Source organism: Oleiagrimonas soli (genome assembly GCF_000761445.1).
GTDB classification, from domain to species: Bacteria; Pseudomonadota; Gammaproteobacteria; order Xanthomonadales; family Rhodanobacteraceae; genus Oleiagrimonas; species Oleiagrimonas soli.
Genome location: NZ_KN196470.1, coordinates 2,095,281 through 2,110,367, shown reverse-complemented (window position 1 = coordinate 2,110,367; position 15,087 = coordinate 2,095,281). Strand labels below are relative to the sequence as shown.

General features: G+C 67.0%; 17 protein-coding genes. 7 read left to right on the top strand and 10 right to left on the bottom strand.

Translation table 11 applies throughout. The annotated features are described in order from the left end of the window. The first annotated feature begins 53 nt into the window (after positions 1-53). Positions 54-971 (top strand): arginine deiminase-related protein, encoded by a 918-nt coding sequence (locus LF63_RS09235; protein WP_043101222.1) that lies wholly within the window; start codon positions 54-56, stop codon positions 969-971. 63 nt (positions 972-1,034) lie between these two features. Then, positions 1,035-1,709, top strand: a complete 675-nt coding sequence (locus LF63_RS09230) for a nitroreductase family protein (RefSeq protein WP_052394904.1) — start codon at positions 1,035-1,037, stop codon at positions 1,707-1,709. A 159-nt stretch (positions 1,710-1,868) separates the two neighbouring features. Here the strand turns inward: LF63_RS09230 and LF63_RS09225 are convergent, their stop codons facing one another. After that, complete coding sequence (locus LF63_RS09225; RefSeq protein WP_043101220.1) at positions 1,869-3,395, bottom strand: peptide MFS transporter; 1,527 nt, start codon at positions 3,393-3,395, stop codon at positions 1,869-1,871. Between the two features lie 103 nt (positions 3,396-3,498). Here LF63_RS09225 and LF63_RS09220 point away from each other — a divergent pair, with 103 nt between their 5' ends. Next, positions 3,499-3,681, top strand: coding sequence for a hypothetical protein (locus LF63_RS09220; protein WP_152569306.1), 183 nt, complete (start codon positions 3,499-3,501; stop codon positions 3,679-3,681). 78 nt (positions 3,682-3,759) lie between these two features. After that, positions 3,760-4,125: a LiaF transmembrane domain-containing protein gene (locus LF63_RS09215; protein WP_043101214.1), complete on the top strand. Its 366-nt coding sequence runs from the start codon at positions 3,760-3,762 to the stop codon at positions 4,123-4,125. Here the strand turns inward: LF63_RS09215 and LF63_RS09210 are convergent. Beyond that, positions 4,122-4,547: a GNAT family N-acetyltransferase gene (locus tag LF63_RS09210; protein ID WP_043101211.1), complete on the bottom strand. Its 426-nt coding sequence runs from the start codon at positions 4,545-4,547 to the stop codon at positions 4,122-4,124. The two genes, LF63_RS09215 and LF63_RS09210, sit on opposite strands and share 4 nt — an antisense overlap. A gap of 189 nt (positions 4,548-4,736) precedes the next feature. On the opposite strand from LF63_RS09210, the gene LF63_RS09205 reads away from it, so the two are divergent. Then, positions 4,737-5,645, top strand: a complete 909-nt coding sequence (locus tag LF63_RS09205; RefSeq protein ID WP_043101208.1) for a glutaminase — start codon at positions 4,737-4,739, stop codon at positions 5,643-5,645. An 86-nt stretch (positions 5,646-5,731) separates the two neighbouring features. After that, entirely contained in the window at positions 5,732-7,147 is a 1,416-nt protein-coding gene (gene mltF / locus LF63_RS09200) for a membrane-bound lytic murein transglycosylase MltF (protein WP_052394902.1), read from the top strand. On the opposite strand, the gene LF63_RS09195 is transcribed toward mltF, so the two are convergent. The 6 genes from LF63_RS09195 to LF63_RS09170 form a co-directional block, all read right to left on the bottom strand. Continuing rightward, positions 7,141-7,794, bottom strand: a complete 654-nt coding sequence (locus LF63_RS09195) for a class I SAM-dependent methyltransferase (RefSeq protein ID WP_043101205.1) — start codon at positions 7,792-7,794, stop codon at positions 7,141-7,143. The genes mltF and LF63_RS09195 overlap by 7 nt on opposite strands. A gap of 164 nt (positions 7,795-7,958) precedes the next feature. Continuing rightward, positions 7,959-8,369, bottom strand: a complete 411-nt coding sequence (locus tag LF63_RS09190; RefSeq protein WP_043101201.1) for a VOC family protein — start codon at positions 8,367-8,369, stop codon at positions 7,959-7,961. 57 nt (positions 8,370-8,426) lie between these two features. After that, on the bottom strand, positions 8,427-9,050 hold the full coding sequence (locus LF63_RS09185) for a glutathione S-transferase family protein (protein WP_043101198.1): 624 nt from the start codon (positions 9,048-9,050) through the stop codon (positions 8,427-8,429). Then, positions 9,047-9,529, bottom strand: a complete 483-nt coding sequence (locus LF63_RS09180) for a MarR family winged helix-turn-helix transcriptional regulator (protein ID WP_081945166.1) — start codon at positions 9,527-9,529, stop codon at positions 9,047-9,049. Before LF63_RS09180 ends, LF63_RS09185 begins: the two co-directional genes overlap by 4 nt. A gap of 61 nt (positions 9,530-9,590) precedes the next feature. Then, the gene (locus LF63_RS09175) at positions 9,591-10,160 is read right to left on the bottom strand and encodes a gamma-glutamylcyclotransferase (protein ID WP_043101195.1); all 570 of its coding nucleotides are present in this window, start codon (positions 10,158-10,160) and stop codon (positions 9,591-9,593) included. A 30-nt stretch (positions 10,161-10,190) separates the two neighbouring features. Beyond that, on the bottom strand, positions 10,191-10,724 hold the full coding sequence (locus LF63_RS09170) for an META domain-containing protein (RefSeq protein WP_052394901.1): 534 nt from the start codon (positions 10,722-10,724) through the stop codon (positions 10,191-10,193). A gap of 105 nt (positions 10,725-10,829) precedes the next feature. On the opposite strand from LF63_RS09170, the gene LF63_RS09165 reads away from it, so the two are divergent. Continuing rightward, a complete protein-coding gene (locus tag LF63_RS09165; RefSeq protein WP_043101192.1) occupies positions 10,830-12,239 on the top strand; it encodes a cryptochrome/photolyase family protein in 1,410 nt (469 codons plus the stop codon). Positions 12,240-12,242: 3 nt separating this feature from the next. On the opposite strand, the gene LF63_RS09160 is transcribed toward LF63_RS09165, so the two are convergent. Both LF63_RS09160 and nhaD read right to left on the bottom strand, forming a co-directional pair. Next, entirely contained in the window at positions 12,243-13,475 is a 1,233-nt protein-coding gene (locus tag LF63_RS09160) for a cation:proton antiporter (protein ID WP_052394899.1), read from the bottom strand. A 94-nt stretch (positions 13,476-13,569) separates the two neighbouring features. After that, the gene (gene nhaD, locus LF63_RS09155) at positions 13,570-14,976 is read right to left on the bottom strand and encodes a sodium:proton antiporter NhaD (protein ID WP_081945165.1); all 1,407 of its coding nucleotides are present in this window, start codon (positions 14,974-14,976) and stop codon (positions 13,570-13,572) included. Positions 14,977-15,087 lie beyond the last annotated feature (111 nt).

Sequence of the window (15,087 nt, the reverse complement as noted above, 5' to 3'; positions counted from 1 at the left end):
CACACGGTCGGATTCGGCGCGTAGAGTGAGGCTTTCTTGTTGCGGCTGCCGACATGATGACGCGCGATCCCGAGACCTTCCTGCACGCCTTTGCGGCCTTGCCCTACACCGCATCGCGTCGAACGACGGCACGGGCCGCGTTTCTGGTTGCGCCGTCGCGGTTCGCGCTGGCCGAGGAGTCGGCGCAGGACAACGTCTACATGCGCATGCAGGAGGCGGTCGATCCGCAGCGTGCGCTGCGCCAGCATGCCGATCTGGCCGAGGCCTTGCGCGCGGACGTTCCGGTGTTCACGTTTCCCGGTGCCGCCGAAACGCCGGACGCGGTATTCCCGAACAACGTCTTCGCCACGCGACCCGGCGCGCTGATCGTCGGCCGCATGCGCCACGCGGTGCGTCGTCGCGAGGCGGAGCGTGCGGACATTCGCGGTTTCTTTCGCGACGTGCTCGACTACGAGGAGATCGACCTCTCCGGCCCGTCGCAGCCGGTGGCCGAACTGACCGGCTCGCTGGTGATCGACCATGCGCGCAACGTGGGTTTCTGCGGTCTCGGCGAGCGTTGCAGCGAAGCCGGCGCCGCGGCGATGCAGGCGGCTTTCGGTCTCGACCTGATGTTTTGCTTCGATCTGGCCGAGGGCGAGTATCACGCCAACGTGCTGATGGCCTCGCTGGCCGGCCGCGGCATGCTGCTGGCGCCGGATGGCTTTGCCGACGCGGCGGCCGCCGAGGCGATCGAGCGCGCCTATGCCGGCGCGACCGTGCTGCTCGATCCGCAACAGAAGGCCCGTTTTGCCGCGAACGCCATCACGCTCGATCCGCATCGCGTGTGGATGAGCGCCACGGCCGCGGATAGTCTCTCGTCCGCGCAGTGCGCGCAGTTGGAAGCGCTGGATGTTCGCATCGGCGCGGTGGCGCTGGACGAGATCGAAAAGGCGGGCGGCAGCCTGCGTTGCTGCGTGGCCGAGATCTTCTGAGCACGGCGCGCGATCCCGCCTCATGGCGCTACCATGAGCGCCTCACGTCCGCATAGAAACGCCATGAACGCCAAACCGTACGCCACCGTCGCGCTGCCTGCGCGCGAACCGATGACCGATGCCGAGCGCGAGCAGCGGGCGGCCGCGTTTGCGCACAGCATGGCGCAGCGGCGCACGGTGCGCGACTTCGCGTCCACGCCGGTGCCGCGCGCCGTCATCGAGCAGTGTCTGCGCGCCGCGGGTACCGCGCCCAGCGGCGCCAACCAGCAGCCGTGGCGGTTCGTGGCGGTCAGCGATCGCGCGATCAAGCACCGCATCCGCGAAGCGGCCGAGGCCGAGGAACGCAGCTTCTACGAGCATCGCGCGCCGGAGGCCTGGCTGCAGGCGCTGGCGCCGCTCGGCACCGATGCCGACAAGCCGTTTCTGGACGTGGCGCCGTGGTTGATCGCCGTGTTCTACGAACGCTTCGCACTGGATGCGGAAGGCCAGAAGGAGAAGCGTTATTACCCGCACGAGTCGGTCGGTCTGGCCACGGGCCTGTTGATCGCCGCGTTGCACCAGGCCGGATTGGCGACGTTGACGCACACGCCCAGCCCGATGGGTTTCCTCAACGAGATTCTGCAGCGGCCGCGCAACGAGATGGCGTACCTGCTGCTGGTGGTCGGACACCCGGCCGAGGACTGCCGAGTGCCGGACATCCAGCGTTTGCCGTTGGAGGAATACACGCGCTTCTTCTAGCGGGCTTGCGGTCGATGAAGTCGGTCCTGCGCGAACCAGAAGGTAGGCATCTTCGCGACGCAACCACACGGCGCGCAGGCGGACGACGTCCGCCATGCAGTCTTTCCGCGACAGGTCGTGCGGACCCCATCCGTGTCGCGCCGTGGACCGATTCGCCGCTCAGTGACCGCCGCTGGCGATACGCACTTCTTCGCCGATCAGCCGCCGCTTGATGAGGCGGCTGAACAGCGCCAGCACCACGCCGACGCCGATCGAGATCGCGGCGATGGTCAGGTAGATGCGCGGCATCTCGCCGACGTCGTGCGCGCTGAAGCGGCCGGCGATCAGTCCGGCCAGCAGGTCGCCCAGCGCCATGAACAGGAACCACGTGCCCATGAGGCGGCTGGCGTAGCGGCGCGGCGACAGTTTCGTGGTGGCCGACAGACCGACCGGACTCAGGCACAGCTCGCCGACGGTGTGCAGCAAGTAGGTCAGCGCCAGCCAGGTCGGTAGCACCTTGTGACCGGCGACGACGATCCAGGCCGCGCCCATCATGACCAGAAAGCCGACGCCGATGAACAGCATGCCCAGGGCGAATTTCATTGGCGTGGACGGGTCCAGCTTGCGTCGGCCGAGCCACACCCAGAACCAGGCGAAGAAAGGCGCCAGCAACAGGATCAGGAGCGAGTTTTCGCTCTGGAACCAGGCCGCCGGGAAGGCATAGCCGAACACCTGCAAGTCGGTGTAGCGTTCGGCGAACAGGTTGAAGTTGGAGCCTGCCTGTTCGTAACCGGCCCAGAACAGCACCTGCACCAGGAACAGGATGGTCAGCGCGGCGAGGCGCTTCTTTTCGACCGTGCTCAGCTTGCCGTACACGAACAACCACGCCAGGAAGCCCAGTCCCAGCAGCAGGATGAACAGTCCCGACCACAGTGCCAGCGGGACCGGCGCGTAGGTGACGATGCCGGCATAACCGAGTCCGACGACGACGACGACGGCGGCGACGCCGAGCCACAGCACTTTCCAGGCATTTTTCAGGAACCGCTGCTGACGGCCGGCATCGTCATGCACGGGCAGCGCGTGCGCGCCCGCCTGGCCGAGACTGCGCCGGGTCAGGCGGTACTGGATCAGGCCGAGCACCATGCCCACGCCAGCGGCGGCGAATCCGTAATGCCAGTTGAGTTGCTGTCCCAGCAGACCGCAGATGATCGGTCCCAGGAAACCGCCCAGATTGATGCCCATGTAGTACAACGAGAAGCCGGCGTCGCGTCGGCTTCCGCCTTCCGGGTACAAGTCGCCGACCATGGAGCTGGCGTTGGGCTTGAGCAGGCCGGTGCCGAGCACGATCAACACCAGTCCGAGGAAGAAGGTCGTATGGCTGGGAATGGCCAGCGTGAAGTGACCGGCGGCGATGATCAGGCCGCCGTACCACACCGTGCGCTGCGCACCGAGCAGGCGGTCGGCGATCCAGCCGCCGGGCAACGAGGTCAGGTACACGCCGGCGGTGTAGAGGCCGTAGATGGCCGTCGCCGTGGCGTCGTCCATCGCCATGCCGCCTTTCGTGATGGCCGCGGTCATGAAGAGAATCAGCAGGGCGCGCATGCCGTAGTAGCTGAAGCGCTCCCACATCTCGACGAAGAACAGCGTCATCAGGCCGCGCGGGTGGCCGAGGATGGTGGATTCGCCGGTCGGCGCGGTGTCGGTCATGCGTGGGATTCCCTTGACTGCGGATCGCCCAAGCGTCGGGCATGCACCCACGCGGCGTCAACTTGCCATCCGGGCTTTCGTATACGCGTTGCGGAACATGCCCGTGAGCGAGACGCTGCGTCGTTTGAAACCGCGCGCTGCGCGGGCGGTGCAAGCGCGGCTGTTCCGCGAGGCATCGGCGTGTACCGAAGCGCTGGACCGACTGCGCGCGATCGCGGTCGCGCCGACCCTGCGGGATGCCGCGCCGGTGCAGGCGCCGGCCGCGCAGGCCGCGTGCAGCGATTGAATCGGGCCTGACATCCGTCACTTGTCGGCGCGTGACGCCAGCTCTAGGCTTGATCGTGTCCCCTTCGGAGTTTTCGCCTTGAACGACGACGCCAACAAGCCCGCTCCCCGAGCTCCGCAGAACGTGGTGGCGGGTCTGATCGTGATCGCCATCGGCGTGTTCTTCCTGCTGCGCAATCTCGGCATCGAGATGCCGTGGATGCAGATTCCCAACTGGTGGGCGTTGTTCATCCTGGTCGCGGCCGTCGGTCCATTGACGCAGGCGATCACGCGTTACCGCCATGTCGGACGTTTCGACGGCACGGTCGGACGGCATCTGCTCAGCGCGTTGACCATCGCCACCATCGGCGCGATGTTCCTGATGGACGTGCGCTGGCATCTATGGTGGCCGCTGTTCATCATCTACGGCGGCCTGTGGATCGTGCTGCGCGATCGCGACGGCTAACGCTGCGCATCGAACCGGCGGCGGTAGGCGTGCTGGGTCTTGATGCGTTCGTAGCCCAGGCGCTCGTAGAACGGATGGGACGCCTCGCGCGCCGCGTTGGAGCGCAGGAATACCGTGTCCAGACCGCATGCCGCACACCAGCGCTCTGCCGAAGCGACCAGCGCGTGGCCGACGCGCTGACGGCGCACGCGCTCGTCGACCACGAGGCCGATCAGTTCCACGCGTTCGTCGCTGGTCAGCAAGAACCGGCGTTCGGCGGCGATCCATCCCACAAGCGCGCCGTCGCCGTCTTCCGCGACGAGCAGGAAGTGGCGCTCGGAATCCAGCAGCGCCTGCATCCTGCGACGCACGGCGACGAGAGGGTCGGGATAGCCAAGCTGTACGTTCAGCTGCCGTATTTCCGCGGCGTCGTCGAGGCGCATGCGACGGAGGTGTGGCGGTGTGGGCATGGTCGGAAAGCCTGCGTGATGGAAAGAGCGCACAGTGGAATACGCGGGTCGGGCCTGTCGATGGCGGGACGAGGGCGGAAACGCGATGTGTCCGGGTCGCGTGCGGCGGACCTCGTGTCCGCGTTAGCATCGCCGGATTGCCGAATGCGTTGAAGGCCGCACGTGTCGTACCAGTCCATACTCGACCAGATTCACGAGGAAATCGCGCCGACCCTGCCGCAGGGGCGCATCGCCGACTACATTCCGCAGCTCGCCTGTGTCGACGAGCGCAAGTTCGGCATGGCGATCTGCGACGTCGACGGTGGCTATGCCAGCGTGGGCGATGCCGACGAGCGCTTCTCGATCCAGAGCATCTCCAAGGTGTTCACGCTGACCCAGGCCATGCGTACGGCGGATGCGCAGCTGTGGCGTCGGGTCGGCCGCGAGCCGTCGGGCACGGCGTTCAATTCGCTGGTGCAGTTGGAGTTCGAGAACGGCATTCCGCGCAATCCGTTCATCAACGCCGGTGCGCTGGTGGTGACCGACATTGTGCTCTCGCATCTGGGCGACGCCAAGGCGGCGCTGCGTGAGTTCGCGCGGCGGCTGAGCGGCGCGAGCGACATCGACTACGACCTGCGCGTGGCCGATTCCGAGGCGCGGCTGGGTTACCGCAACGCGGCGCTGGCGTATTTCCTGAAGAGTTTCGGCAATCTGGAGAATCATCCCGACCAAGTGCTGGACGCCTATTTCCACCACTGTGCGCTGTCGATGAGCTGCGCCGAGCTGGCGCGGTCCTTCATGTATCTGGCGCGGCACGGCATCAACTCGGACGGCGCGGTGATCTCGTCGAGCCAGGCCAAGGCCATCAACTCGCTGATGCTGACCAGCGGCACCTACGATGCCGTGGGTGCGTTTGCCTACAGCGTCGGCCTGCCGGCCAAGAGCGGCGTCGGCGGCGGCATCGTCGCGGTGATGCCGGGTCAGTTCAGTCTGTGCGTGTGGTCGCCGGGTCTGGACGGACGCGGAAACTCGATGGCCGGCAGCCTGGCGCTGGAGCGCTTTGCCGCGCTCAGTGGGCAATCGATCTTCTGATGCGTTTGCGCGGCGTGGGATGCGTCGCACGACGTCGGCGTTGCGATTCGGGTATCGTGCAGCGCAGGCACCGACAGGGGGCATGCATGCAGTACAGGCAGGTATGCGGTCGCAGAGGTATTCGCACGGGTCTGGCGTTCGTGCTTGCGTGTGCGGTGCTGTGCGCCGGATGCGGATCGAAGCCCGGCCGTCTGGCCGATATCCGCAAGCGCGGCACGCTGATCGTGCTGACGCGCAATGCGCCGACCACCTACTACATCGGCCGCAATGATCTTCCGCAGGGCGTCGAGTACACGTTGGCGACGGAGTTCGCGCATTCGCTCGGGGTGAAGCCGAAGTTCGTGTTCAAGCATTCGGTCGCCGAGTTGTTGCAGGCGCTGGCCAACGGCGAAGGCGACATGATCGCGGCGGGCCTGACGCGCACGCCGCAGCGCGACCGTCGGTTCGATTTCGGTCCCGACTACCAGCAGGTCACGCAGCAGGTGGTGTGCCGACGCGGTGGCCCCGATCCGGATTCGGTCGAGGCACTGGCCGGCGTCGATCTGGAAGTCGTCGCCGACAGCAGCTACGTGGCGCGACTGCAGGCATTGAGGAAGACGCACCCGAAGCTGCATTGGCGCGTGAACGCGACCGACGGCACCGAGCAGCTGCTGCGCAAGGTGTGGGCCGGCAAACTCGACTGCACGGTGGCCGATTCCGATATCGTCGCCATCAACCGACGCTATTTCCCGAATCTGGTGATCGCCTTCGATCTCAGCGAGCCGCAGTCGTTGGCGTGGGTGGTGCCGAGCGGCTCCGACGACCTGCGCCGGGCGATGGACGGCTGGATGGACGGATATCGCGACAGCGGCCATCTCGAGCACCTGATGGCGCACTACTACGGCCTGGCCTCGGTATTCGATTACGTCGATACCCGCACCTACGTGCGCCGCATCGAGAACGTGTATCCCGACTATGCCGGGCTCTTTCTGCAGGCGGCGGATGCCTACGACCTGCCACCGCTGATCCTGGCGGCGCAGGCCTATCAGGAATCGCACTGGAACCCGGATGCCGTCAGCTCCTCCGGCGTGCGCGGCATGATGATGCTGACGCGCAACACGGCCGATGCGTTGGGCGTGAAGAACCGACTCGATCCGGCCGCCAGCATCCGCGGCGGCGCGCGTTATCTGGCGCGACTGCGTCATCGGCTCGGGCCGGGCATCCGTAAGCAGGATCGCATCTGGTTCGCGCTGGCGGCCTACAACGTCGGCCTCGGTCACGTGCGTGATGCGCGTCGACTGACCAAGCGGCTGGGCAAGCATTCGGGGCGCTGGGCCGACGTCAGCAAGGTGTTCCCGCTGCTCAGCGAACCGCGCTATTACCGCCACCTGCCGCATGGCTATGCGCGTGGCCTGGAGCCGGTGCGCTATGTGCATCGCATCCGCAACTATGCGGACATCCTGCGTTATCGGCTGAACATGGTGGACGCGCCGGAGAATTTGGCGGCCGCACCGCCTCAGTAACGTCGCCAGGTCATCAGACGGCCGCGGTATGGCGCGGTTTCGTTCGGTTCAAAGCCCATGCGCTGCACTTCCAGCGCGTAGCCTTGTTCGATCAGCATGCGCGAGAGCCGGTTGGCGTTGCCGCGGCCCGGATCGGTGATGACGATCTCCGCGCACGGCTTGGCGTGTCGCGCCAGCACCTCGGCCAGCTGCGGCACATGCTGGGCTTCGTACAGGATGTCGCTGCCGATGATGACGTCGAACAGGCCCAGTTCCGGAGCGGGCACCGGCCAGTCCAGCGCGTGGAATGCGATATCCGGTAGACGGTTGCCGCGGCTGTTGATGTCCAGGAACTCGGCGGCCAGCGGATGATAGTCGCTGGCGGTGATGTCGGCGCCGCGGCGGCTCAGCACGAGGCTCGACAGGCCCAGTCCGCAGCCCAGTTCGAGGATGCGCTTGCCGTCGATCTCGAAGGCGCACATGTGATCGGCCAGCACGCGACCGGCCGGCCACAGATGACCGAACAGGCTCCACTGCGCCGAGGAGATGCCGGCGCGTTCGGCGACTTGATCGGGATCGTCGTACTGCTGCAGATCCTTCAGTGCTTGCAGCCGGTAGGCATGGCCGCCGAGTTCGACCTGGAGTTCGCGCGTGAGGTATCCCGACATGTGACGCTCCTGAAGAAGACGAACACCCCCGCAAGGGGCGGTAACGCAAAAAACGGAGCGAAACGGGGACGGTGGCGCGGCGGACCGGCGAATCGCGGGAAAGGGCTGTGCCTCGATTCTAGCCCATGCCCGCACCGCGCGTCCGGCGCGCGGTGCGGCAGGGCTCACATGGACTTGGTGCAGTTGATCATCCAGGGCACGCCGAAGCGGTCGACGAACATGCCGAAGCGCTGCGCCCAGAAGGTCTCGCCGATCGGCATGCGCACTTCTCCGCCCGCCGAAAGTGCTTCAAAGCAGCGCTCGGCCTCGGCGGGGTCGTCGATCTGCAGCGAGACGCTGAAGCCGCCCATCGGCGACTGGCGTCCCGGCGGCGCGTCCGAGGCCATCAGCAGACTGTCGCCGATGCGCAGGCAGGCGTGCATGATCTTGTCCTTCCAGGCCGGGTCGCCGGCATCGTCCGGCGGTGCGTCCGCGTAGGGCATGACGGCCAACAGTTCGCCGCCGGTGCAGTCCGCATAGAAGCGGAAGGCCTCTTCGCACTGGCCGTTGTAGAACAGGTAGGGGTTGGCGTTCACGGTAAGGTCCTCATCGCAATGAACGGGCCGCGCCGTCGACGCGGCGGGAGTACGGCTTCAGGCCGCTTGGCGTTGCGGGAAGGGTTCGCGCCAGGCGTCGAGCGCGTTCAGGCGTTCGTGCCAGCGCTGCACGGCGGGGAAGGCGTCCAGTGGCAAGTGCATCGGCTGAGCGTAGGGCAACGCCACCGCGACGGCGAAGTCGGCCACGCTGAGGCGTTCGCCGACCAGCCACGTGCGCGAGGCGAGGTGCGCGTCGAGCACGGCGGCATGGGTGTGGAAATGCTTCAGCCCGCGCTCGACGGCCCTCGGGTCCGGGTCGGCGTCGGCGAAGCGTCGTTTGACGATGTGCTCGAAATACAGCTCGCCGCAGGTGCGACCGAAGTGCTGCTTGTCCCAGCTCAGCCAGCGCAGGATTTCGATCTGGCGATCGCCGTCGTTCGGCCACAGGTCGGCGCCGGCGCGTCGCGAGAGTTCGCACATGATCGCGTCCGCTTCCCACAGCGTGCGTTCGCCGTCGACCAGGGTCGGCACCTTGCCGTTCGGGTTCAGGGCCAGGTAGTCGGGCGTCTTGTGCTCGCCGCGGGCCAGGTCGAGGTAGACGTACTCGACCGGTGCATCCAGGTACGCGGCGACCGCGCAGGCTTTGCGGGGCGACAGCACGTCGGCGTAGTAGAGCTTCATGCGGGCAACTCCTTTTCGTCAGGTTCGGAAGAGAAAGCGGGGAAAGGCATGACGCAGGGGCCGCCGGCGAGCTGATGCAGGCTGTGCATCGTCGATTCGCCCAGTTCCTCGGTGAGTGCGCGCTGTACCCTGCGCCAGGTCGGCATGGCCGCGACGAGCATGTCGTTCCCGTGCGGGGTCAGGGTGGCAATGCGGCTGCGGGCGTCGTCGGGATCGGTGCGCAGGATCAGCAGATCACGCTGCGCGGCGAGGGCCAGGTTGCGGCTCATGGTGGTGCGTTCGATGTCGAGCAATTCGGCCAGCGCGCCCACGCTCTGCGGTCCGGCCAGGCGCAGCGCGGCCAGCATGGTGAACTGCGTGGCGCGTAGCCCGTGGGCTCTCAGCGCCTGATCGAAACGGCGGGTGATGCGTCGGGCCGCGCGTCGCGTGGCCAGGCAGGCGCAGCGGGTGGTTTCGAGTAGAGTCCATCGATCGTCCATGAAATATGTATATACACATATATGTCGCGGGACAACCGGCTGTATGGCGTAGGGGCTGGTTTCAGAGGGTCGCCAGCCTGCGCAGGTGACGTTCGATGGCGAACACGTGCGCGTCGTCGTCGCCGAGTTCGCGCAGCGCGTCGGCCAGACGCAGCAGGTAGTCGCGGTTGCTGCCGCTGGGGCCGTGCGCGCGTGCGATGTGACCGGCGATGGCCGCCTCGCTGGCGGGGCCGAGGTAGGCGGCGTTGTCGTCGCTGGCGATGTAGACCAGCCCCTCGGCGTGGGTGCCGTCGTCGAAGCGCATCTCGGTCGTGAAACGCAGGTAGCCGTTCTTCTCGCGCACATCCAGATGCGCGAACACGTCGGGCCGGATGCGATAGGCCATGCCGGCGCAGATCGCGTCGTCCTGCGGCACCAGCGTGACCACGCGGCCCGGCGCGTCGGGCGTGCCGCGGTGGTCGTGCGAACCCTGCCAGAAGCGCCGAGCCCAGCCGCGGATGCGTGCCGGACGCCGTTCGATGTAGGGGAAATCGGCCTTGTAGATCAGCGAACCGTAGCCGAACAGCCAGACGCTCTCGCGTCCGCGGAAATCATGGCGATGACGGTTGGCTTCCGTGGTGTCGTGGGACATGCGATGGAGCTGGGGACGCGGCGATGTGGATCAAGGCGAGGAGGATGATGCGGCCATCTTGGGCGTACCGGCGAAGGTCAGCGTCTCCTGATCGCTGGTGGCCATATGCAGTTGAGGCGCGGCGTCGCTGCCGCTCAGCGACAGCTGCGGATTCTGTTGCAGCACGTGCAGCGCGATTTTCTCCATGCGGTTCAGGGCGGGATCGGCGCAGGCCATCATGGTGTGCAGCAGGCCGTCGATCTTCAACGCGCCGTCCTGCACGCTGTAGGTGCCGCCGATGGCGTTGCAGGTGTTGGCGACATGGATCTGCGTGCCCTCGAAGCGGATTTGCAGCGGCGGGTGACCGCTCGGCATCAGCGCATTGAGCGGCGCGCCGTCGGCGTTGCGGGCCTCTTGCAGGGTCCAGACGAAATGCGTCAGATCGCGCCCCATGCGCGCCGTCGAAGCTTCCGGGTGATGCAGCACCCGGGTGACGACCGGCGGTGACTTGCTGCTCTGCGAGCAGGCGGCGAGGGGCAGCGCAATGAGCGCGGCGGCGATCCAGCAGGGGGCGGTGCGGTGCATGGTCCATGACTCCTTGGTCCGTGATCCCCTGAGCGTACATCCACTCGGGCCACGGCAGCTGAACGCCGCTGGATTCGGCGTGCGCGAGCCGACAGACTAGGCACTATGAGCATTGCCATCGTCTGGTTCCGCCGCGACCTGCGCCTGCAGGATCATCCGGCCCTCGTCGCCGCCGCCACGCGCCACGAACGCGTGCTGCCGGTCTACATCCACGCGCCGGACGAGGAGGGCGATTGGGCGCCGGGCGCGGCCAGCCGCTGGTGGCTGCACCACGCGCTGGACGCCCTGCAGCGCGACCTGCATCGCCATCACGGCGAGCTGCATCTGCGCATCGGCCCAAGCCTGCAGACGTTGCAGGCGCTGATCGAGGCGACCGGTGCGGAGGCGGTGTACTGGAACCGCCTGTACGAGCCGGCGCTGGTGGCGCGCGACACGCAGATCAAGCAGACGCTGCGCGAACAGGGCGTGCATGTGGCCAGCTTCGACGCGGCACTGTGGCGCAATCCGTGGCAGGTGCTGACCAAGCAGGACGAGCCGTACCGCGTGTTCACGCCGTTCTGGCGCAACCTGCGCGCGCAGCTGGGCGACGAGCCGCCGCTGGACACGCCGTCGCCGCTGCGGCTGGAAAAGGCGAAGGACGGTGCGACGCTGGACGCGCTCGACCTGCTGCCGCGACGGGACTGGGCCGACGGCTTCTCCGAACACTGGACGCCTGGCGAGGCCGGCGCGATGGAGATGCTGGAGCGGCTCGCCGACGACGCCCTGCGCGGTTACGGCGAGCTGCGCGACCGTCCGGCGCTGGTGGGCACCTCGCGGCTTTCGCCGCACCTGCATTTCGGCGAGATCACGCCGCGCATGGCGCGCGCGAAGCTGCGCGCCGCGGTCGATGCCTCGGGCGAGGAAAAAGGGCTGGAACCATATCTGCGCGAACTGGGCTGGCGCGATTTCGCGCATCACGTGATGTACCACTTCCCGCACAGCGTCGACCGCAATCTCGACGAACGCTTCGACCGTTACCCGTGGCGCGACGACGACGCGGCGCTGGAACGCTGGCAGCAGGGCCGCACCGGCGTGCCGCTGGTCGATGCCGGCATGCGCGAACTGTGGGCCACCGGCTGGATGCACAACCGCGTGCGCATGATCGTCGCCAGCTGGCTGACCAAGAACATGGGCCAGCACTGGCTGCACGGCGCGCGCTGGTTCTGGGACACGCTGGTCGACGCCGATCTGGCCAACAACAGCCTCGGCTGGCAGTGGGTCGCGGGCAGCGGCGTGGACGCGGCGCCGTACTTCCGCATCTTCAATCCGGTCACGCAGGCGCAGCGCTTCGATCCCGAGGGCGAATACATCCGTCGCTGGGTGCCGGAACTTCGCGACGCGCCGAAGAAGCTGCTGCACGAACCGTGGGCGCAGGACGGCTTCGCGGCATCCCGCGGTTATCCGCTGCCGATGCTGGACATCAAGGATTCGCGCCAGCGCGCGCTGGACGGCTACGAGGCGGTGCGCAACGGCTGAAGCTCAGACGTGGTCCTGGCTCGAGGTGGCCGCATCGCCCTCGGTTGTGGCTGGCGGCGACGGCTCTTTGTCGCTGCGTTTGAGCAGCATCGACAGCACCGGTGGCGTGACCACGGCCGTGAGCAGCGACATCGCCACGATCACCGCGTAGACGCGCTCGCTGAACACGCCGGCGGCCAGACCCAGCGCCGCGATCACCACGCCGACCTCGCCACGCGGCACCATGCCGAAACCGACGATCAGCGCGCCGCGCTTGCCCAGCGCCAGCGATCCCAGAAAGCCGCCCAGCAGCTTGGACAGGATGGCGATCACCGTCACCACGAGCAGCATCCAGACCGCGTCCCAGCTGGCCAGTTCGGTCAGGTTGACCTTGGCGCCGGTGACCACGAAGAAGAACGGCGTCAGCAAGGCCAGCAGCGGTTCGGTGCGCTTTTCCAGAATCTCGCGCTGCTTGGTTTCCGAGGCGATCATGCCGGCCAGGAACGCGCCGATGATGGCGGCGAGGCCGAATTTGGTCGACAGAAAGGCCAGGCCCAGGCACAGCGCGAGCACGATGGTCAGCGGCGAGTGCGAATTGATCGGCTTGTCCAGCCAGTACGAGCGGCGGCGCGCCATCTGCGTGCCGGCCCAGCCGAAAATGGCCAGGAAGCCGACCGCGCCGAGCAGGGTGAACAGCAGCGATTGCACGTTGATCTCGCCGCCGCCCTGCAGCGACGACACCACGCCCAGCAGCAGCATGGCGAGGATGTCGTCGATCACCGCCGCGCCCAGGATCACGCGGCTTTCGGTACGCCGCAGCACTCCCAGTTCCTGCAGCACGCGCGCGGTGATGCCGGCCGAGGTGGCGACGAAGGCCGCGGCCACGAACATCGACTTCACCCAGGCGAAACCCGAGCCGTGCGCCCACAGCACGCCGGCGGCGAAGGGAATGATGACGCCGAGCACGCCGACCAGAAAGGCGCTCTTGCCGACCTTCTTCAGGTCCTCCAGACGCGTTTCCAGGCCGACCGAGAACAGCAGCAGCACCACGCCGATTTCGGCCAGCGCGTCGAGCGGTTCGCCGGGAGCGATCTGGTCCAGCGTGATCCAGCCGAGCAGTGACGGGCCGATGATGCAGCCGGCGGCGATTTCGCCGACCACACCGGGCATTTTCAGGCGCTGGGCAATTTCCGAGCCGATCTGGGCGGCGACGAAGATGATGAACAGCGTCAGCAGGATGTCACTGGCGTGATGCATGGCGGAACGGTGTCGTCATGGAAGGGGTTGCCCCGATCCTACATGAGCGCGCATCGCTGTACGCGGACAATCGGTTGAGGATGCCGCCGCGCGCTCAGGACACGCCGAACAGATGCAGCGCGTCGAAGGCCAGATGCACCAGCACGCTGGCGATGAAGCCCAGGGCGATGGCCCAGCTCCACTTCAGGTGCGAGCGGAACGTGTACATGCCGCGCGACACGCCCATCAGCGCCACGCCCGCGGCCGAGCCGACCGACAGCAGACTGCCGCCGACGCCGGCGGTCAGCGTGATCAGCAGCCACTGGCCGAGGTCCATCGCCGGATTCATCTTCAGCACCGCGAACATGATCGGGATGTTGTCGATGACGGCCGACAGCAGGCCCATGCTGGTATTGGCGAGGGTGAAGCCGAGGCCGCCGTAGAGCAGGCGCGAGGCCATCTCCAGGTAGCCGATCGCGGCCAGACCGCCGACACAGGCGAACACGCCGTAGAAGAACAGCAAGGTGTCCCATTCCGCGTTGGCGATGATCTTGAAGATCGAATAGCCGCGCTCCTCGACGTTGTCCTGGCCCTGCGCGATGGCGTAGCGGCGCAGACGATGGTCGATGCGCGAGGCGACCAGGTTCAGCAGCGCCAGACCCGTCAGCATGCCGAACGCAGTGGGCATGCCCAGCCATTGCTTGCCGATCACGGTCATCAGGATGGTCAGCGCGAAGCTGATGCAGATGCCGATGCCGCCGTGCTTGATGCGCGCGGTGCCGGGCAGACCCTCCGGCTTGCCGCGCGGCACCGCGAAGTTCATCGCCAGCGCCGGCACCAGCCAGTTCACCAGCGACGGCACCAGCAGGGCGAAGAAGTCGGCGAACTCGGCCTTGTGCGCCTGCCACACCATCAGCGTGGTGATGTCGCCGAACGCGCTCCACGCGCCGCCGGCGTTGGCGGCCACGACCAGATTGATCATCGCCAGGGTGATGAAGCGCGCGTTGCCCTGGCCGAGCGCCAGGATCACCGCCGACATCACCAGCGCGGTGGTCAGGTTGTCCAGCATCGGCGACAGGAAGAAGGCCAGGGTGCCGGTGATCCAGAACAGCTGGCGGAAGCTGAAGTGACGCTTGGTGATCTGTGCGCGCAGCGCCTCGAACACGCCGCGTTCGCCCATCGCGGTGACATAGGTCATCGCCACCACCAGGAAGAAGAACAGTTCCGAGTAGTCCAGGAACATCGACTCGAATGCGGCCTTCACCGGCGAGGCCGCGTCGTGGCCGGCGCCGACCTTCCACGCCAGCATGCCCCAGATCAGCGCCGCGGCCAGCAGCACCGGTTTGGACTTGGCGATCTGGATGCGCTCCTCGGCGACCACGGCGGCGTAGGCCAGCACGAAGAACAGCAGCGCCAGCCAGCCGATTGGGTGGTGGGTCAGGTGGAAGTTCGCCTCGGTCGATTCGGCCGAAGCCGACAGCGGGGCCAACGCCAGCGCGAGGAAAGCGGTCATCGAGCGCATGCAGGGTCCTGGGTCGAGTCGTGGCCGCGCGCATCCGCGCCGGCGATCCGGCAAAGGTACGCGGTTTGCCCCGCCGCTGTCAGCCTGACGCGCGCAGGCCGGGTACACTTT